The organism is Arthrobacter sp. 05N429 (genome assembly GCF_056397045.1).
Map to the genome: position 1 here is coordinate 261,850 of NZ_JBFTMQ010000003.1, position 19,550 is coordinate 281,399.

A 19,550-nucleotide genomic window follows, 5' to 3' on the forward strand; every position below is an offset into this window, starting at 1 on the left:
AAGCGGGTTACCGATACCCAGCGTACCTGATACGCTGGGTATCGTGAACATCCCCCATCCTGATCTTCCCGGCGAAACCGTGGCCGGATCCGCTGCCGCCGGCGCCGGCAGTGTGGACGGCCGCGCCTCCCGCTGGCAGTCGCACCGTGAAGAGCGCCGCCGGGAGCTGATCAAGTCAGCCCGCAAGGCCGTGCATGCCCTCGGCAGTGACGCGTCGATGGAGGACATTGCCGCGGCGGCAGGCACCTCGAAATCCGTGTTCTACCGGTATTTCGGGGACAAGGCCGGGCTGCAGCAGGCAGTGGGTGAAGTTGTTCTGAGCCAGATGCAGCGCCGCATCCAGGAAGCTGCCCAGAGCGCACAGACTCCCCGCGAGGGCCTTTTCGCCATGGTTTCCGCCTACCTCCAGATGGCCGAAACCAGCCCGAATGTGTACACCTTCGTCACGCGCTACACCCCCGGGGACGCGGACGCCACCAACGGCACCATTGCCACCGCGGGTGCCCTGGGCCACTTCTTCGCGGCGATCAGCGACATGATCGCCCGGCCCATGCGCAGCCACCTTGGCGACGGGCGCGAGGCCGTGATCGGATACTGGCCGAACGCGGCGATCGGCCTGGTCCGGAACGCCGGCGAACAATGGCTCGCCAGCCCTCCATCCCCCTCGAAGCCCGGCCAGGAGGCCATGGCACGCCAGATTACCGACTGGCTGTGCCTCGGCATCGCCCCCGAGCTGCGCACGGCAGCCCCGAACCAAACACCACCGACTTCAGCACCGACCTTGTCAGAACCAAAGAAGGAATCGACATGACCGAACTCGCCGCCCGCCCCTCAGGCGGAGCCCGCAACACGACAGCCCGCAACACAGCAGGACGCAATACCGCCACCCGCAGCACCTCCGCCCCGACGCCGGAGTTTTCAGCTACGCCGGCTCCCGCCGTCGACGTCGCCGCGCTGGGTGAGCTGCTCCTGGGCAAGTGGGCCGACACCCGCCGCGCCTCCCGGGCGCTCGCAGGCCGCCTGGAGCTGCACAAGACAGAGGGACTGACCCACACCGAGCACCGCAAGCGCGCCTTCGGCCAGCTCAAGATCCTGGTGGATAACGGCGCCGTGCACCGGGCCTTCCCCGTGTCCGTCGGAGGCGCCGACGAACACGGCGGCAACGTGGCCGGCTTCCAGGAACTCGTCATCGCCGACCCCTCCCTGCAGATCAAGGCCGGCGTCCAGTGGGGCCTGTTCGGCTCCGCAGTGAACCACCTCGGCACGAAGGAACACCACGATAAGTGGCTGCCGGGCATCATGAGCCTGGACATTCCCGGCTGCTTTGCCATGACGGAGACCGGCCACGGCTCGGATGTCGCCAGCATTGCCACGACCGCCACGTATGACCCGGCAACCGAGGAATTCGTGGTGCACACGCCGTTCCGGGCCGCCTGGAAGGACTACATCGGGAACGCCGCCGTGGACGGCCTCGCCGCCGTCGTCTTCGCGCAGCTCGTCACGCAGGGCGTCAACCACGGCGTCCATGCCTTCTACATGGATCTCCGCGACCCCGTCACCAAGGACTTCCTGCCGGGAATCGGCGGCGAGGACGACGGCGTCAAGGGCGGCCTGAACGGCATCGACAACGGCCGGCTGCACTTCACCCACGTCCGGATCCCGCGCACCAACCTGCTGAACCGCTACGGCAACGTCGACGCCGACGGCAGCTACAGCTCGCCCATCGCCAGCCCGGGCCGCCGGTTCTTCACCATGCTCGGCACCCTGGTCCAAGGCCGCGTCTCGCTCGACGGCGCCGCCGTCACTGCCTCGAAGCTGGCCTTGAAGACAGCGATCCAGTACGCCACGGAACGCCGCCAGTTCAACGCCTCCTCACAGACCGACGAGGAAGTTCTGCTGGACTACCAGCGGCACCAGCGCCGGCTGTTCACCCGGCTCGCCACGACGTACGCCGCGGGCTTCGCCAGCGAACAGCTGCTGCAGAAGTTCGACGACGTCTTCTCCGGCCGCACCGACACGGACGAGGACCGCCAGGACCTGGAAACCCTCGCGGCGGCACTCAAACCGCTCAGCACCTGGCACGCCCTCGACACCCTGCAGGAATGCCGCGAGGCCTGCGGCGGCGCCGGCTTCCTGATCGAGAACCGCTTTGCCTCACTGCGCGCCGACCTGGACGTCTACGCCACGTTCGAAGGTGACAACACCGTCCTGCTGCAACTGGTCGCCAAGCGGCTGCTGGCCGACTACGCCAAGGAATTCCGCACCGTGAACTTCGGTGTGCTGGCCCGCTACGTGGTGGGCCAGGCCACCGGCGCCGCCATCCACCGCACCGGCCTGCGCGGCGTCGCGCAGTTCATGGCGGACTCCGGCTCGGTGCAGAAGGCAGCGATCGCCATCAAGGACGAGGCGAGCCAGCGCGCGCTGCTGACCGACCGGGTGCAGACCATGGTCGCCGAAGTGGGCTCGGCTCTCAAGGGCGCCAACAGGCTGCCACAGGAGCAGGGCGCGGCCCTGTTCAACAACCACCAGAACGAACTCATCGAAGCTGCCCAGGCGCATGCCGAGCTGCTGCAATGGGAGGCCTTCACCGAAGCGCTGGGCAAGGTCACGGACCCGGGCACCAAAAAGGTCCTGACCTGGCTCCGCGACCTCTTCGGCCTGTCCCTGATCGAGGAAAACCTGTCCTGGTACCTGATGAACGGCCGTCTCTCCATGCAGCGTGCCCGGACCGTGGGCGAATACATCAACCGGCTGCTGGTCAAGATCCGCCCGCACGCCCTGGACCTGGTGGACGCCTTCGGGTTCGGCCCGGAACACCTCCGCGCCGAGATCGCCACGGGCGCCGAGAGGGTACGCCAGGACGAAGCCCGCGAATACTTCAGGCAGCAGCGCGCCAGCGGCGACGCCCCGGTGGACGAGAAGATCCTCCTGGCCCGCAAGAGCCACGGGACCCAGACCCGCGAAAGCAAATAGCCCGGCCCCTTGCCCGTCCCGACAACGACGACGACGGCGCCGCCCCTCAGCCGGGGCGGCGCCGTCGTCGTCTGCGCTTTGGTGGCCGTGGGTCAGGAACCGCCGGGGAGCACCGAGCGGTAGACCTCAAGGGTGGTTTCCGTGATGGATTCCCAGGAGAAGTGCTCCTCGGCACGGCGTCGCCCGGCCTGGCCCATGGCGCTGGCCCGTTCGGGATCGGACACGACCTCGGTCAGGGCCGCGGCGAATTCGGTGACGAATTTCTCCGGGTCCAGCGGGGTTCCGGTCCCGTCCGTGACCTGCTCGATGTCCACCAGCAAGCCGGTCTCGCCATGCTGGACAACTTCGGGGATCCCGCCGGTGGCGCTGGCCACGACGGCGGCGCCGCAGGCCATGGCCTCCAGGTTGACGATGCCAAGCGGTTCGTAGATCGACGGGCAGGCGAACGCGGTCGCATGGCTGAGGACCTGGATGAGCTCGTTCCGCGGCAGCATCCGCTCCACCAGGATCACACCGCCGCGCTGGGTCTGCAGCTCCTCGATCAGGCGGGCGGTTTCGGCCGCGAGCTCGGGGGTGTCGGCGGCACCGAGGCACAGCACCAGCTGGACATCGGCTGGCAGCTGGGCGGCCGCGCGGAGCAGGTAGGGCACGCCCTTCTGGCGCGTGTTGCGGCCTACGAAGACCACGCTCGGCCGCTCGGGGTCAATCCCCAGGGCGCGGACGACGTCGTCACCCTCGTCCCGGTTCCAGAGGCTCACGTCGATTCCGTTGTGCACCACCTTGACCTTGGCCGGGTCCACCTCGGGATAGCTGCGCAGGATGTCCTGGCGCATGCCCTCGGACACGGCAATGATGGCGGCCGCGGCCTCGTACGCGGTCTTTTCCACCCAGGAGGACACGGCGTAGCCGCCGCCGAGCTGCTCGGCCTTCCAGGGGCGGAGCGGTTCCAGGCTGTGGGCGCTGAGCACATGCGGAATGCCGTGCAGCAGTGAGGCGATGTGCCCCGCCATGTTGGCGTACCAGGTGTGCGAGTGCACCAGGTCCGCGCCGGCGATGTCGGGAACGATCCGCAGATCCACCCCGAGGGTCTGCACGGCGGCGTTCGCGCCGGCGAGGTCCTCGGGCACGGCGTAGGACGTGACCGTGGCACCGTGGTAGCCCGGCTCACGGGGCGCGCCGAAGGCGCGCACCTGCAGATCCACGTGCTGGGCCAGCACCCGGCTGAGTTCGGCCACGTGGACCCCGGCGCCGCCATAGATTTCGGGCGGGAATTCTTTGGTCACAATGTCTATACGCACAAACCCCAAGGTAGTCGTTACGGTGGAACTGATCTAGTGTGAAGACGTTCGGGCGTGCCGGACTGTTTTGGGGAAGTACAAAGGCGTTCAGGAGCGATCACCATGCCGAATAAAAAAGTTCTGGCCATTGTCCTCGCCGGTGGCGAGGGAAACCGGCTCATGCCACTGACGGCAGACCGGGCCAAACCCGGCGTTCCGTTCGCCGGAAGCTACCGGCTTATTGACTTTGCATTGTCCAACCTGGTCAATTCCCGCTATTTGCAGATCGTCGTCCTGACGCAATACAAGTCGCACAGCCTGGACCGCCACATTTCCGAAACCTGGCGGATGTCGACGCAGCTGGGAAACTACATCGCCTCGGTCCCGGCCCAGCAGCGCGTGGGCAAGAGCTGGTTCCTCGGCAGCGCCAACGCCATCTACCAGTCACTGAACCTCATCCACGACGCGAATCCGGACATCGTCGTCGTCGTGGGCGCAGACCACGTCTACCGGATGGACTTCGCCCAGATGGTTGACCAGCACGTCGCCAGCGGCGCCAAGGCCACGGTCGCCGCCGTCCGCCAGCCCCTGCACATGGCCGACCAGTTCGGTGTCATCGAAGTGGACCAGGACAACCCGGAGAAGATCGCGGCCTTCGTCGAGAAGCCGTCTTCCACCCCGGGCCTCGCCGCCGACCCCACCCAGTTCCTCGCTTCCATGGGCAACTACGTCTTCAATGCCGACGCCCTCGTCGAAGCCCTGCACGTCGACGCCGAACGCCTGGACACCAAGCACGACATGGGCGGGGACATCATTCCGTACTTCGTCGACAAGGGCGAGGCCGGAGTCTACGACTTCACCCTCAACCAGATCCCCGGGTCCACCGAACGCGACCGCACGTACTGGCGCGACGTCGGCACCATTGACTCGTTCTACGACGCGCACATGGATCTCATCTCGCCGGTGCCGGTGTTCAATCTCTACAACTCCGAGTGGCCGATCTACACGCGGCAGAGCATCTCGCCGCCGGCCAAGTTCGTCCGCGGCCAGAAGAACACGGTGGGCACCGCCCTGGACTCGATCGTCGCCAGCGGCACCGTCATCTCCGGCGGCATCGTGGAAGGCTCCGTGCTATCCAACGACGTTTACGTCGGCACCTCCAGCCGGGTGCTGGACTCGGTGCTGATGGACAAGGTCAACATCGGTGAAGGCGCCGTCGTCAAGCGCGCCATCATCGACAAGAACGTCCGGGTCCCGGCGGGCGCCGCGATCGGCCTCGACCCCGAGCTGGACCGGGCCCGCGGCTTCAAGGTCACCGATTCAGGCATCACCGTCCTGTCGAAGGGGCAGCTTGTCCCCGAACCGGGCGAGGACGAGCGCGCCTTGTCGGCCGCCAACCTGATCCTGGTGCCGGATGCGGTCAAGGCCGCCACGGAGAACTGGCCTGCCCTGCGGGAGTCGGTGGACAAGGTGGCGGAAGTCCAGGCCGCCGCCGTCGGCGTCTCGGTCCCCGGCGGCGGGTCGCCCAAAGGCCACTGAGCCTTTCTTCCAACGAGGATCCAGAACGGACGGGAGCCCGGCACCGGCGTCGGGCCGGGCTCCCTGCAGGCTGTAAAATTAGGGAAATGAGCTCCCCCGATCTGCCGTCCGATCTGACCCCCGAGGAAATCCAGGCCTGCCTGAAGGTCCTCAACAGCATCCACGTCTACGACGAGGAGCACCCGGACTACGTATCGGTGCGCCGCGCCACCGGAAAAATGTTCAAAGCCGTCAAGCGCCACCGCCGGGTCAGCAAGCGCGACCTGATCGCCGAAGCGGACCGCGCCGTGCTCGCGCAGACCGCGACGGCGGCCCCGGACCGGATCGACGACGAAACCCGCGGCAACAAGCTCGCGCCCTCCACCACGGGCAGCATCGCCGGGCACTTGATCAAGTCCAGGCCCTGCTACATCTGCAAGCAGCACTACACCCAGGTGGACGCGTTCTACCACCAGCTCTGCCCGGAATGTGCGCTCTTCAGCCACAGCAAGCGCGACGCGCGGACGGACCTGAGCGGCCGGCGCGCCCTTCTCACCGGCGGCCGGGCGAAGATCGGCATGTATATCGCCCTGCGGCTGCTCCGCGACGGCGCCCACACCACCATCACCACCCGCTTCCCCAAGGACGCCGCCCGGCGCTTCGCCGCCATGGAGGACAGCGGCGAGTGGCTGCACCGGCTGCGGATCGTCGGCATTGACCTGCGCGACCCTTCCCAGGTCATGGCGCTGACCGACTCCCTGGACGCCGCTGGCCCGCTGGACATCATCATCAACAACGCGGCCCAGACCGTCCGCCGCTCCGGCAACGCGTATAAGCCGCTGGTCGACGCCGAGGATGAGCCCCTTCCGGCGGCCCTGCAGGCCGCAAACGGCGGCCCCGAACTGGTGACCTTCGGCCACGCCCACGACAAGCACCCGCTCGCCCTGGCGAGCACCGTTCTGGAGCACCCGGTACTGGCCGGCGACGCCATCACGTCCTTGGCGCTGTCCACCGGATCCGCGTCGCTGGAGCGGATCGCCTCAGGCACCGCCATCGACGCCGGCGGCCTGGTTCCGGACTTGGCCACGATCAACAGCTGGACGCAGGTGGTGGACGAAGTGGATCCCCTGGAAATGCTCGAGGTCCAGTTGTGCAACGTCACCGCGCCGTTCCTCCTGGTCAGCCGGCTGCGCGGGGCGATGAAGCGCTCCACCGCCAGGCGGAAGTACATCGTGAACGTCAGCGCCATGGAAGGCCAGTTCTCCCGCGCCTACAAGGGCCCCGGCCACCCGCACACCAACATGGCCAAGGCGGCCCTGAACATGATGACCCGGACCAGTGCACAGGAGATGCTCGACGCCGACGGCATCCTGATGACGGCCGTGGATACCGGCTGGATCACCGATGAGCGGCCGCACTACACCAAGGTGCGCCTGATGGAGGAGGGCTTCCACGCCCCGCTGGACCTCGTCGACGGGGCAGCCAGGGTCTATGACCCGATCGTTATGGGCGAGTCCGGCGAGGACCAGTTCGGGGTCTTCCTGAAGGACTACAAGCCGAGCCCCTGGTAACCGCCCGCGGCACGCAGGGCCGTCCCTGCGGGCAACGGGCCTTATGGCCCTGATGAGGTCCCGGGCCGGAACGTAACGTGGGTCCACATGAACACTGAGACGACGCCTGCGCCCGATTTTGGACTGTCCCTTGACCAGTGCTGGGTGTTGCTGGATACGGAAGTTGTGGGCCGGATCGCCCTGATTGTGGACGGCCATCCCGAGATCTTTCCGGTGAACTTCGCGCTGGAGCGCCGCTCCATTGTGTTCCGCACCGCCGGCGGGTCCAAGCTGTGGGCGGCGATGACGGCCAAGCCGATCGCCTTTGAAATCGACGGCTACGACGCCCACGAGCAGCAGGCCTGGAGTGTGGTGGCCCGCGGCGAGGCCCAGTTGATTGAAAGCCAGCAGGAGAAGGACGCCGTCGACGAACAACTGCTCGAGCCGTGGCAGCCAGGCGACAAGAACTACTACGTGCGCCTGTCCCCCAAGGCCATGACCGGGCGCCGGTTCAAGGTCAACAAGCCGGATCTGTGGAGCACGCGGCTCTCAGATCCCCGCCGGGCGTCTTTCGAATAGCCGGCTGCAGACCGGACGGGCCGCGGCCCGCTTCACCCCGGCTACTTGGCCTCTTTCTTGTCCTTTGTTTCCGGGGAATGGACCACCAGCACCGGGCAGTGGGCATGCGCCACCAGCGCAGAACTCACGGACCCGATCAGCATTCCGCCGAAGCCCCCGTGGCCGCGGCGTCCCACCACCACGAGGTCGGCATCCCGGCTGGCCTCAATCAGGGTGTGCCGTGGGTGCCCCTGAACGAGCCGCGTTTCGACGTTGGCCGGGATTTTCACCCCGAACGCCTTCTCCACCGTCTCCTGCAGGATTTCGCCTGCACGGACGTCGAAGTCGTTGATGCCCATGGCCACGTAGCCGTCATAGACCGGGGGGACGTCCCAGCTGGCCATTGCAACCAGCGTCGCCGAGAGCGGTACGGCGAGGCTCTGAGCCTGGCGCAGCGCTTCCACCGACGCACCGGAACCATCAACCCCCACCACGATGGTCCGAATGTCCCTGGCTTCCGTCATTGCAGTTCCCTTCGTCGAGCAGCCGGCGCGTCCAGCCTAGAATGTCCCGGCAACCATGGGGACAGCAAGGGCCAAAAGTCATTAGGGCAGCGATGGTGACGCCGCAGCAGGACCAAGGACCCTTGTCCGGGTTCGGGCCGGAGCGCAAAATTGCAGCAGTCGGCAACGGCGACAGCGACGCTTAAGTCGGCGACAATAGACTGAGCGCGCACGATCCGCAGGCTCGGTCTGCGGAGCACGCTGGGGAGCACCGCACGATAATTGGCAGCACAAGCTGCCCGACAGGAGAACCATGATTGCCTGGTCAGACGCAGGTCTCACTGCACCCGACGGGGTTCCGGTTGTCATCCGTGTCTTCATTCTGGATGACCACGAACTCGTCAGGCGTGGCCTCCAGGAGCTCCTAGAGGGTGAAGGGTTCCTGGTGGTGGGAAGTTCGGGTTCCGCCGTCGAGGCGACCCGCCGCATTCCTGCCCTTCATCCTGACGTCTGCGTCCTCGACGCCAGGCTCCCGGACGGAACCGGCATTGAGGTCTGCCGTGACGTACGCTCCGTGGACCCCTCGCTCAACTGCATTATCCTGACCAGTTTCGACGACGAACAAGCCCTGCGTGGGGCCGTCTTGGCGGGCGCCAGCGGGTATGTCCTGAAGGAAATCGGCGGCACCGACCTGATCGGGGCGCTGCGCCGGGCGGCCGCGGGAGAGTCGATCTTCGCGGAGGGAGTCGCTGCCGGCGTCGTCGACAGCCTCGTCGAGGCCGAAGATGTTGACCCCCGGACGTCCTCCCTCACGCCCCAGGAGCGCCGGGTGCTGGAGTTGGTGGGCGGGGGGCTCACAAACCGCCAGATTGCCGCGGAAATGTTCCTCGCTGAGAAAACCGTCAAGAACTACGTCTCCTCACTGCTGGCAAAGCTGGGCTTCGAACGGCGCACCCAGGCCGCCGTCTTCATCGCCGGTCCCGCGTTGCCAGCAGCGCCCGGAAGCCATGCCGAAGCCGGCCGCCCGCACAGCGTCCGCTAGCTGATCGTCCGCGCCCGCTGTGACCGGCAGCAGCTAAACCGGCACTGACCACTCAAGGCTGGTACCGGCGTCCGGGGCGCTGGTGATGGTGCATTCGCCGTCGAGCATGCGCGCCCGATCCTCCAGGTTGGCGAGTCCCCTGCGTTTTTCCGGTTCGTCGAAGCCGGCGCCGTTGTCCGTGATGACAACCGTGACCCTGCCCTTGACGACGCCGACCGAGACGGAGATGGCGTCCGCACCGGAATGCCTGATGGCGTTGCTGAGGCCCTCCGACACCACCGCCACGACATTGTCCGCCTTGTCGGGCGTGACGGCGTCCACGGGTCCAGTGATGGTCAGGCGCGGTGTGAACGGCATGGACTTCGCCGAGCTGCGCGTCACCCGCCGGATCCGGCCGCTGAGCAGCTCCGTTTCCCCGCCGCTGCTTTTCAGCGAGTAGATGGTGTCCCGCAGGCTTCGGATCGCCTCGTCGAGCTCGCCGGTGATGGTGCGGATCCGTTCGGTGGCAAGCTCATCCCTGGTGAAGCGGGTCAGGCTCTGGACGCTCAGCCCGGCAGCGAACAGCCGCTGGATGACGAGGTCGTGGAGGTCGCGGGCGATCCGGTCCCGGTCGGTGAAGACCAGCAGTTCTTCGCGGAGCCGGTGGACGCGGGCGAGCTCGAGGGCGAGGGCGACATGGGAACCGAAAACCGCGCCCATCTCGATGTCCGTGCGGGCGAAGTGGAGCGCGCCCGGGTCCCGGACCAGCAGCAGGAGTCCGTGATGCGCGCCCTGGGTGCTGAGCGCCACCGCCAGCAGCGGTCCTGTGATCCCGCCGTCGATCTCCCCGAACAGGGCGGAGGCCTTATCCAGCACCACTGGCTCCCCGCCGTCGAGCACGCCTTCAAGCAAGGGTGAGTCCAGTGTGAGCCGGCGGCCGGAGAACTGCGGACTGCGCTGGCCGGCGGCTCCGGCCACAATGTGGCCGTTGCCGTCTGCGGCGGGTGCCACCAACAGGGCAAGGTGGGAGCCCGACTCCTGCAGTGCCCGGCTTGCGATGGGGTCCAGTCCCCCGGAGGTGTAGTCGCGGTCGTTGCTGAGCATAAGCCCGGCGACGTCCATGCAGGCTTCCAGCCAGCGGGCGCGGCGCCGCGCGTCGTCGTAGAGCCGGGCATTTTCAATCGCGACCCCGGCGGCCGCCGCCAACGCCACGGCGAGGCCCTCGTCCTCGTCCGAGAAGTCGCTGCCGTCTTCCTTTTCCGTGAGGTATAAGTTGCCGAAGACCACATCCCGGACCCGCACCGGGACGCCGAGGAAGGACTGCATGGGCGGGTGGTTCGCCGGGAAGCCATAGGACTCCGGATGTCGGCGCAGATCGTGAAGCCGAAGCGGGCGGGGCTCAGAAATCAGCAGGCCCAAGACCCCATGACCGGTAGGCAGCGGCCCGATCCGGTCGGCCAGTTCCTGGTCGATGCCGACCGTGATGAAGTGGCTGAGCGCGCGGTCATCGCCGATGACGCCTAGGGCGCCATAGCGGGCGTGAAGAAGCCGGCACGCGGACTGCACCACGCGCTCCAGCACGGCATCCAGGCTGAGGTCCTCGGCGACGGCAACGACTGCTTCCAGCAGCCCCGCCGTCCGCTCCTGGGACTGGAGCAGTTCCTCGGCCCGGGACACGAACCCCTTCAGCACGCCGTCAATCATGGGCTGCGGCTCAGCGGCTGCCTGGTCCGGATTTCCCCCGCTTGAATGCATGCTCATGGCCCCAATTCCCTACAACGAACACAACGATCGTCGGCGCTGACGATGGTGATGCCAGAATACCCCGTAGCGGGTTCAAAGACCCTAGAGGTCGGACTATATTGCCTTGGATTGTGACCTTATGCCCTACTCCCCGCCGCGGTCCGGGCGTAGGCTCGGCGCCATGAGTAGTGATCCGAACCTGGGCAAACACCAACAGGCGTATGAAGTCGAAAACCTTGACCACCACGAATGCTGGCGGCTCTTACGCGGCGTCTCCGTGGGCAGGCTGGCGGTGTGGGTGGACGATCATCCCGACATCTTCCCGATCAACTACAAGGTGGACCACGGTTCGCTCGTGTTCCGCACGGCAGACGGGACCAAGCTCCAGGCGGCCACCGGCAACACGCCGGTGGCGGTCGAGGCCGACGGTGTGGACGCGGACAGCGGCATCGCTTGGAGTGTAGTGGTCAAGGGACAGGCCGCGCCGGTGCAGAACCAGCAGGAGGTCCTGGACACCGTGGGTCTGCTCTTGTTCCCGTGGCAGGCGGGCAAGAAGGAGCACTTCGTGCGGATCACCCCGGACACTGTTACGGGACGCCGATTCAAGGTGGCCCCGCCACTGACCTGGTGGACGCCCCTGGACGACGCCACCCGTTCCGGCCTCGAATAATCCCCGCGTACCCCCGGTGCGCTATCAGTTGTGGCTGTTCTGAGGGCTTCAGAGCACCCAAAACTGATAGCGCAACGTTTGCTGGCTGGCGCCGGGGCTCAGGCTAGGCGGGTGATCTCCACGCTCACGCTGAGGGCAGAGCCGCCGCCGCCCGACAGGATCCCCTTGAGCGGCGGCACGTCGCGGTAGTCCCGGCCCCGTGCCACGGTCACGTGGAAGTCGCCGGCCGGTTTGTGGTTGGTGGGGTCCCAGCTGCGCCATTCGCCGTCCCACCATTCCAGCCAGGCGTGCGACTGCCCGGCGACTGTCTCGCCGAGGTCCGCCGTCGAGCGCGGGTGCAGGTAACCGGACACGTAGCGGGCCGGGATGCCGCGGCTGCGCAGCGCACCGATCGCAAGGTGTGCCAGGTCCTGGCAGACGCCCTGCCGCTGGTTCCAGGCTTGCTCGGCGTTGGTGGTGACGCCCGTGGAACCCTTCATGTAGGTCATTTCCCCGCGCATCCATTCAAAGACCGCCATGGCGGCCTCGTGCGGGTTGCGGCCCTCGACGACGCCGGGGATGATCGCGAGCACTTCGGCGCCCGGACCCGTGAGCTGCGACTGCGGAATCCAGTCGCTGAACTTGTTGAGGGTTTCCGGGGCCTCCAGGACGTCCCAGCCCACGATGTCCGCCTCGGAGGGGATCCGCTCCACCCGGTGCACCTCAACGGTGGTGGTGGACAGGACTTCGAGGTGCTCGTGCGGCATCTGCATGTCGAACGCGGAAACCCGGGTCCCCCAGTAGTCGCGGTAACTGCTCAGCGCGGCCTGGGACGGCGAGACCTTCAGCGAGGACTCCAGCACCACCTGCTGGGGATCCGTCAGCGGGGTCATGCGGGCCTCGTTGTAAGAGAGTGTGACCCGCTTGTTGTACTTGTACGCCGTCTTGTGGATGATGCTCAGCCGGGTCATGAAACTTCTCCCACCCAGGCCAGTTCGTCTGCCTGATTGAAGTACTTACGGGAAATGGCGTCGGAGGCCTGTGAGACGGCCTTCTGCACGCGTTCCATGTGCTCCGGCAGCTCCGACATCAGATCGTCGGTGCGGTGGAACTCGAGGAAGGTACGGGCCTGGCCCACGATCCGGCGGGCGTCATTGATGAAGCCGACGCGCTGGGCCGAGGGGTCCAGCTTCGCGAGGCACTCGTCGGCGTCCCGCAGCGCGTACACGATGGAGCGTGGAAACAACCGGTCCAGGAGCAGGAACTCGGCGGCATGCTGGTCGCCGAAGGCGGCCCGGCGGGTGCGCAGGAACGATTCGTAGGCACCGGCGCAGCGGAGCATGTTCACCCACGACATCCCGGCGGAGAGCACATCACGTGTGGAGAGCATCCGCGCGGTCATGTCGGCGCGTTCCAGCGAGCGGCCCAGGACCAGGAACTGCCAGCTCTCGTCGTGGCTCACTGTGGTGTCCGCGAGGCCGCTGACCATGGCCGTGCGTTCCAGCACCCAGTTGCAGAAGCGGTAGGTGCCCACAACGTCCTTGCGGTGCTGGTTCAGCCCGTAGTACGTGGTGTTCAGGCTCTCCCACAGTCCGGACGACACGGTTTCCCGGGCACGGCGGGCGTTCTCCCGCGCCGCGCCGAGGGAGCCGGCGATGGACGTGGCACTCTGCTTGTCGTACGCGAGGGCGTTGAGGAGTTCGGGGAGGCCGAAGTCCTCGCTCTGCGCCCGGGCGCCCATGACGGCGAGGAGTTCCTGCGCAACGCTGCGCTGTTCCTCCATGGGCAGGTGGTTGAGCCGCTCAAGGTGGACGTCGAGGATCCGGGCGGTGCCGTCGGCCCGTTCCACGTAGCGGCCGATCCAAAACAGGGACTCGGCGATACGGCTAAGCATTCGCGGTTACCTCCAGCGCATCGGAAATCTGAAAAGAGCAGGTCAGCGGAAAATTGGTCGACGCGGTGCCGCAGGTCATTGCTGCTGCTCCTTCTGGCTGTCGCGCCAGTTGCTCTCGACCGGCCACACGGAAACCCGTTCGCGGACGGTGATGGCCGGGCGCGGCAGAGTCTCCACCGGCACCTCCGGCGAATCGGCGAGGACCCAGGTGTCCTTGGAGCCGCCGCCCTGGCTGGAGTTCACGATGAGTGAGCCTTCCTTGAGCGCCACGCGGGTCAGGCCGCCAGGCAGGACCCAGACGTCGTCGCCGTCGTTGACGGCAAAGGGGCGCAGGTCCACGTGCCGCGGGCCGAACTTGTCGCCGCTGAGTGTGGGGACGGTGGAGAGCTGCAGGACCGGCTGCGCGATCCAGCCGCGGGGGTCCGCGATGACCCGCTTGCGCAGGGCATCGAGTTCCTCCCTGGAGGCATCCGGGCCGATCACCAGGCCCTTGCCGCCGGAACCGTCCACGGGCTTGACCACGAGCTCGTCCAGCCGGTCCAGGACCTCTTCCCGGGCTTCCTTCTCTTCGAGCCGGAAGGTGTCCACGTTGGCGATCACGGGTTCTTCGTTGAGGTAGTAGCGGATGAGGTCAGGGACGTAGCTGTAGACCAGCTTGTCGTCGGCGACGCCGTTGCCCACTGCATTGGCGATCGTGACGCCTCCGGCGCGTGCGGCGTTGACCAGGCCCGGGCAGCCGAGCATGGAGTCGGCGCGGAACTGCAGCGGATCCAGGAACTCGTCATCAATGCGCTTGTAGATCACGTCCACGCGCTGTTCCCCGGCGGTGGTGCGCATGTAGACCCGGTTGCCGCGGCAGATGAGGTCGCGGCCCTCGACGAGTTCCACGCCCATCAGGCCGGCGAGCAGGGTGTGCTCGAAGTAGGCGCTGTTGAAGACGCCGGGGGTCAGGACCACGACTGTGGGGTCGTCGACGCCGGACGGTGCCGTCTTGCGCAGGGCGGACAGCAGCCGGCGGGGGTACTCTTCGACCGGCCGGATGAGCTGCTGGCCGAAGGCCTCGGGCAGGCCCTTGGCCATGGCGCGGCGGTTTTCCAGGACGTAGCTGACTCCGGAGGGGACGCGGACGTTGTCCTCGAGCACACGGAAGGTCCCGGCGGCGTCGCGGACGACGTCGATGCCGGAGATATGGACGCGGACGCCTCCGGCCGGTTCGAAACCGTGCACCTGGCGGTGGAAGTGTGCGCTCGTCGTGACGAGCTGGCGCGGGATGACGCCGTCGGTGACCACGGCCATCTTGTCGTAGACGTCGTTGAGGAACGCCTCGAGCGCCCGCACGCGCTGGGCGACGCCCTGCTCCAGCACGGTCCACTCGTCGGCCGGGATGACCCGGGGCACGATGTCGAGCGGGAAGGGCCGCTCCTCCCCCGCGAAGTCGAAGGTCACGCCGCGGTCCAGGAAGGTCCGCGCCATGGAGTCGGCGCGGGCGGTGACATCAGCGAGCGAGAGTTCACGCAGGGCCCCGGCCACCTGCCCGTAGGACTTCCGCGCCTGTTGCCCGGGGGTAAACATCTCGTCGTAGGCGCCGGTGCGTTCGGCGGCCACTGAGTAATCCTGGAATAGGTCAGACATGGTCACTAGACAATCACATTTTTTGTTGCGAATTCATTTCCGGACCGGCGGCAGGGTGGCGCCGGCAGCGGGGGGAAGGCCTGGCGGAAGGGGGTCTGCGGGCCGGAAACCGGCGCGCACCACCTGGCGGCAGCCGTGGCGGTTAAGGCTTTTCCCGACCGTTGGGGCAAAGTTGGTGCGTGCCACTGATAACTCTCCGCCCGCTGTTCAGGGCCAGCCCGCTCCCGGGACTGCCCCCGGGCCTGCTGGCCGCGGCAGCCGCCGTCGTGCTGGCCCTGGCCGTCCACACCCTGGTTCCCGTCCTCCCGGCCATGACTTTGGCCGTGGCGTTCGGACTCCTCGCCGCAAACGTCCCAGGGCTCTCCGGCTGGACTGCGGGAGCGGGCCGGCCGGGCCTGGATTTTGCCGGCAAGCACCTGATGCGCGCCGGGATCGTGGTCCTGGGCCTGAAGGTGAGCCTGGTGGATGTGCTCGGTCTCGGCTGGAGCGCGCTGCTGCTGATCACGGGCGTGGTCCTGGCGGCCTTCGCCGGAACGTACGGGATCAGCAGGCTGTTCCGGCTGCCGCCGCAGGTATCGCTGCTGATCGCCACCGGTTTTTCCATCTGTGGGGCCTCGGCGATCGGGGCGATGGCGGCGGTGCGCCGCATCCGGCAACACGACACTGTGCTCCCGGTCGCCCTGGTGACCCTGTGCGGGACCCTGGCCATCGGGGTGATGCCGCTGCTGATCCGGCCGCTGGAACTCAGCCCGGAAGTCTTTGGCGCCTGGGCCGGGGCCTCGGTGCACGACGTCGGACAGGTGGTGGCCACCGCGCAGACCGCGGGGGCATCGGCGCTGGCGGTCGCCGTCGTCGTGAAACTCACCAGGGTGATCCTGCTGGCTCCCATCGTCGCCGCCGCGGGCCTGCACCACCGCAGCACCGCCGACGCCGGCGAAGGACTGAAGCGGCCCCCCATCGTCCCGCTGTTCGTGCTCGGGTTCGTCGCCCTGGCGGCCCTGCGGACCACGGGCTGGCTCTCCCCTGCAGTCCTCGACGCCGCCGCGGTGCTTCAGGACGTCCTGCTGGGGATGGCCCTGTTCGGCCTCGGTTCGGCGGTGCGGGTGGGCCAGCTGCTGCACACGGGCTCGCGGGCCCTGCTGGCCGCGCTGGCGTCCTGGCTGCTGATTGCCGCGCTGGGGCTGGGCGCCGCGTTCCTCATGATTAGATAGCTGGGTGTCGAACCAGAACCTGCGCCGCGATGAAGCCGCAACCCGCTCAGCCCTGATCACTACGCACAGCTACGACGTCTCCCTGGACGTCCGGCAGGCTGCGGACCAGGATGTCGCCGGGTACACGAGCCGCAGCGTCATCAACTTCTCCGCCGGCGAGACCGGGTCCTCCACGTTCCTGGACTTCATCAGCAGTGAGGTGCACAGCGTCTTCCTCAACGGCAAGGGCCTTGACGTCAAGGACGTCGTGGACGGTTCCCGGATCCGGCTGGACAACCTCCAGGCGGAGAACCAGGTCACCGTCACTGGCACCGCGCTGTACAGCACGTCCGGGGAGGGCATGCACCGCTTCTTCGACCCGGCCGACGGCCAGTGCTACCTGTACACCCAGTACGAGCCCGCCGACGCCCGCCGGGTCTTCGCGAACTTCGAACAGCCCGACCTCAAGGCGGAATTCACCTTCCACGTCATGGCCCCCTCGGCCTGGCAGGTGGCCTCCAACGGCGTCGAGGCCGGACGCACGCTCCTGACCAGCGACCCGGACACCAGCCGCTGGGACTTCGCCCCCACCAAGGCGATGTCCACCTACATCACCACCGTGCTGGCCGGCCCCTACTTTAAGGCCGAGGATTCCTGGCGCGGGACCCTCGGGGACGGCAGCAGCCTGGAGGTGCCCCTCGCCCTCTACTGCCGCGCATCGATGGCGCCGTCGTTCGACCCCGGGGCGCTCTTCACCCTCACCAAAAACGGCCTGGACTTCTTCAACGAGCTCTTCGACTTCCCGTACCCGTGGGGCAAGTACGACCAGGCCTTCGTGCCCGAGTACAACCTCGGCGCCATGGAAAACCCCGGACTGGTGACCTTCACGGAAAACTACGTCTTCACCTCCCGGGCCGCCGATTCGCAGTACCAGGCCCGAGCCAACACCCTGCTGCACGAGATGGCCCACATGTGGTTCGGCGACCTCGTCACGATGCAGTGGTGGGACGACCTGTGGCTCAAGGAGTCCTTCGCGGACTACATGGGAACCCTCGGCGTGGACCGCACCACGGACTGGGCCACCGCCTGGGTGAACTTCGCGAACAATCGCAAGGCCTGGGCCTACGTGCAGGACCAGCTGCCCACGACGCACCCGATCGTCGCCGACATCCCCGATCTTGAGGCGGCGAAGCAGAACTTCGACGGCATCACGTACGCCAAGGGCGCCTCGGTACTCAAGCAGCTCGTCGCCTATGTGGGATTCGAAGACTTCATCGCCGGCTCGCGCCGGTACTTCAAGGACCACGCCTACGGGAACACGACCCTGGCTGACCTGCTGGCCGCGCTTAGCGCCGCCTCCGGCCGCGACCTCGCGGACTGGGCCCGCCAGTGGCTGCAGACCTCCGGGATCTCGACCCTCACCACCGGGATCGAGGAGCACGACGGTGTCCTCGGCACCGTGACCCTCCACCAGGACGCCGAGGACCCGACGACGGGCCGGCAAGAGCCGCGGCCGCACCGCCTGCGGATCGGCCTGTACGAGATGGACGACGCCGGCGCCCTGGTCCGCACGGACAGCATCGAGACCGACGTCAGCGGCGCCCGGACCGAGGTGGCAGCCCTGTCCGGCAAGCCTCAACCGGCCCTGCTGCTGGTCAACGACGATGACCTCAGCTACGCCAAGGTCCGGCTGGACCCGCGCTCCGAGGCCACCGTCCGGGCCTCCCTCGGCGCGCTCACGGATCCGATGGCCCGGGCCCTGTGCTGGACCGCGCTCTGGGATTCGGCGCGTGACGCCGTCACGCCGTCGTCCCTCTACGTGGACGCCGTGCAGCGCTTCGGCCCCGCGGAGACCGGCATCGGAGTGCTGCTGAACGTCCTGGGCAACGCGTCCACGGCGATCGAACGCTATGTGCCCGCGTCCCGGCGGGACGCGGTCCGCCATGGCTTCCTGTCCCTGGCAGCCGACGAGCTGCAGCGGGCCGCGCCGGGCTCCGACCAGCAGCTGGCGTGGGCACGCACGGTCGCCGCGACCAGCCGCTACGACGGCAGCCGGCTGGACCTGCTCCGCGGCATCCTGGACGGCAGCACCGTGATTGACGGCCTGTCCGTGGATGCGGAGCTCCGGTGGAACCTCTGGCACGCCCTGGCCGCCAACGGACAAGCCACTGTCGAGGAGCTCCACGGCGAACTGGCGCGGGACAACACTGCCGCCGGAAAATCCGGGCTTGCCACCGCCCTCGCCGCCCGCCCCGAGACCGCCGTCAGGGAGGCGGCCTGGCAGGAGGCGGTGCATGGCACCTCGCTCTCCAACCAGCTGCTGAGCGCCACGATCGCCGGTTTCAACACGGCCCCGGCGGCCCTGCTGGGTGGATTCGTGGACCGCTACTTTGAGTGCCTGGAGGACGTGTGGGCCGGGCGCAGCATTGAAATCGCCAGCCGGCTTGTCCGCGGGCTGTACCCGGCGGGCCAGGACCTCGACGGCGGCACTCCGGACACGCACGCTGTCGTCGTCCGGACAGATGAGTGGCTTGCCAGGCACGCGGACGCCCCGCGGGCGCTGCGCCGCATCATCATCGAACAGCGCAGCCACCTGCACCGCTCCCTCACGGCACAGGCCGTGCACTAACTCCCCATCTATTGCTCCGTAACGGCCCTTTTGGCGGCCCATAACGGCAGCTGGGCCCACGCCGGCAGGGTTCCCTGGCCGAGCTTGCGAGGCGAGGGTGCCGGTGCGGAGCAATCGACGGGTGGTGGGGGCCCTGGAACTCAAGCGGCCTACGGAACACGGTGCAGCCACTTGTGGCGAATCGATGAGGAGCGCCGTCCGTCTGGACACCCATCTGGCGCGATTGGCCGCCATGATGCGGGCCGGGGCGCCCAACTGACACGAATGGCCGCTAGACGGGTGGGTATAGCGGCCACTTGTGGCGAATCGATGAGGAGCGCCGTCCGTCTGGACACCCATCTGACGCGAATGGCCGCCATGCTGCGGCCCGGGGCGACCAACTGACACGAATGGCCGCTAGACGGGTGGGCATA

15 protein-coding genes are annotated in these 19,550 nt (G+C 67.5%); 9 read left to right on the forward strand and 6 right to left on the reverse strand.

Features of this window, described 5'->3' with window-relative positions; translation table 11 throughout:
- Nucleotides 1-43: 43 nt before the first annotated feature.
- Together AC1DF4_RS08155 and AC1DF4_RS08160 are read left to right on the forward strand one after the other, a co-directional pair.
- Complete coding sequence (locus AC1DF4_RS08155; RefSeq protein ID WP_476912399.1) at nt 44-811, forward strand: TetR family transcriptional regulator; 768 nt, start codon at nt 44-46, stop codon at nt 809-811.
- A complete protein-coding gene (locus AC1DF4_RS08160) occupies nt 808-2,973 on the forward strand; it encodes an acyl-CoA dehydrogenase family protein (RefSeq protein WP_476912400.1) in 2,166 nt (721 codons plus the stop codon). Before AC1DF4_RS08155 ends, AC1DF4_RS08160 begins: the two co-directional genes overlap by 4 nt.
- A gap of 92 nt (nt 2,974-3,065) precedes the next feature.
- Here AC1DF4_RS08160 and glgA read toward each other — a convergent pair whose 3' ends face one another.
- Complete coding sequence (gene glgA / locus AC1DF4_RS08165; protein WP_476912401.1) at nt 3,066-4,271, reverse strand: glycogen synthase; 1,206 nt, start codon at nt 4,269-4,271, stop codon at nt 3,066-3,068.
- 96 nt (nt 4,272-4,367) lie between these two features.
- On the opposite strand from glgA, the gene glgC reads away from it, so the two are divergent.
- The 3 genes from glgC to AC1DF4_RS08180 all read left to right on the forward strand — a co-directional run bounded on the left by glgC (nt 4,368) and on the right by AC1DF4_RS08180 (nt 7,897).
- Nucleotides 4,368-5,789: a glucose-1-phosphate adenylyltransferase gene (glgC, locus tag AC1DF4_RS08170; protein WP_476912529.1), complete on the forward strand. Its 1,422-nt coding sequence runs from the start codon at nt 4,368-4,370 to the stop codon at nt 5,787-5,789.
- An 86-nt stretch (nt 5,790-5,875) separates the two neighbouring features.
- Nucleotides 5,876-7,339, forward strand: coding sequence for an SDR family NAD(P)-dependent oxidoreductase (locus AC1DF4_RS08175; RefSeq protein WP_476912402.1), 1,464 nt, complete (start codon nt 5,876-5,878; stop codon nt 7,337-7,339).
- Nucleotides 7,340-7,426: 87 nt separating this feature from the next.
- Nucleotides 7,427-7,897, forward strand: coding sequence for a pyridoxamine 5'-phosphate oxidase family protein (locus AC1DF4_RS08180; RefSeq protein WP_476912403.1), 471 nt, complete (start codon nt 7,427-7,429; stop codon nt 7,895-7,897).
- 41 nt (nt 7,898-7,938) lie between these two features.
- Here the strand turns inward: AC1DF4_RS08180 and AC1DF4_RS08185 are convergent, their stop codons facing one another.
- Nucleotides 7,939-8,400: a universal stress protein gene (locus AC1DF4_RS08185; protein WP_476912404.1), complete on the reverse strand. Its 462-nt coding sequence runs from the start codon at nt 8,398-8,400 to the stop codon at nt 7,939-7,941.
- Between the two features lie 292 nt (nt 8,401-8,692).
- Between AC1DF4_RS08185 and AC1DF4_RS08190 the strand changes: the two genes are divergently transcribed.
- Entirely contained in the window at nt 8,693-9,421 is a 729-nt protein-coding gene (locus AC1DF4_RS08190) for a response regulator (protein ID WP_476912405.1), read from the forward strand.
- Nucleotides 9,422-9,454: 33 nt separating this feature from the next.
- Here the strand turns inward: AC1DF4_RS08190 and AC1DF4_RS08195 are convergent, their stop codons facing one another.
- Nucleotides 9,455-11,155, reverse strand: a complete 1,701-nt coding sequence (locus AC1DF4_RS08195) for a GAF domain-containing sensor histidine kinase (protein WP_476912530.1) — start codon at nt 11,153-11,155, stop codon at nt 9,455-9,457.
- Between the two features lie 169 nt (nt 11,156-11,324).
- Here AC1DF4_RS08195 and AC1DF4_RS08200 point away from each other — a divergent pair, with 169 nt between their 5' ends.
- A complete protein-coding gene (locus AC1DF4_RS08200; protein WP_476912406.1) occupies nt 11,325-11,813 on the forward strand; it encodes a pyridoxamine 5'-phosphate oxidase family protein in 489 nt (162 codons plus the stop codon).
- 98 nt (nt 11,814-11,911) lie between these two features.
- Here AC1DF4_RS08200 and AC1DF4_RS08205 read toward each other — a convergent pair whose 3' ends face one another.
- The 3 genes from AC1DF4_RS08205 to AC1DF4_RS08215 all read right to left on the reverse strand — a co-directional run bounded on the left by AC1DF4_RS08205 (nt 11,912) and on the right by AC1DF4_RS08215 (nt 15,318).
- Nucleotides 11,912-12,763, reverse strand: coding sequence for a transglutaminase family protein (locus AC1DF4_RS08205; RefSeq protein ID WP_476912407.1), 852 nt, complete (start codon nt 12,761-12,763; stop codon nt 11,912-11,914).
- A complete protein-coding gene (locus AC1DF4_RS08210) occupies nt 12,760-13,686 on the reverse strand; it encodes an alpha-E domain-containing protein (RefSeq protein WP_024366688.1) in 927 nt (308 codons plus the stop codon). Before AC1DF4_RS08210 ends, AC1DF4_RS08205 begins: the two co-directional genes overlap by 4 nt.
- A 75-nt stretch (nt 13,687-13,761) precedes the next feature.
- Nucleotides 13,762-15,318 (reverse strand): circularly permuted type 2 ATP-grasp protein, encoded by a 1,557-nt coding sequence (locus AC1DF4_RS08215; RefSeq protein WP_476912408.1) that lies wholly within the window; start codon nt 15,316-15,318, stop codon nt 13,762-13,764.
- 179 nt (nt 15,319-15,497) lie between these two features.
- On the opposite strand from AC1DF4_RS08215, the gene AC1DF4_RS08220 reads away from it, so the two are divergent.
- Both AC1DF4_RS08220 and pepN read left to right on the forward strand, forming a co-directional pair.
- Nucleotides 15,498-16,529, forward strand: coding sequence for a YeiH family protein (locus tag AC1DF4_RS08220; protein ID WP_476912409.1), 1,032 nt, complete (start codon nt 15,498-15,500; stop codon nt 16,527-16,529).
- A gap of 4 nt (nt 16,530-16,533) precedes the next feature.
- Complete coding sequence (gene pepN, locus AC1DF4_RS08225; RefSeq protein WP_476912410.1) at nt 16,534-19,137, forward strand: aminopeptidase N; 2,604 nt, start codon at nt 16,534-16,536, stop codon at nt 19,135-19,137.
- Nucleotides 19,138-19,550: the final 413 nt, after the last annotated feature.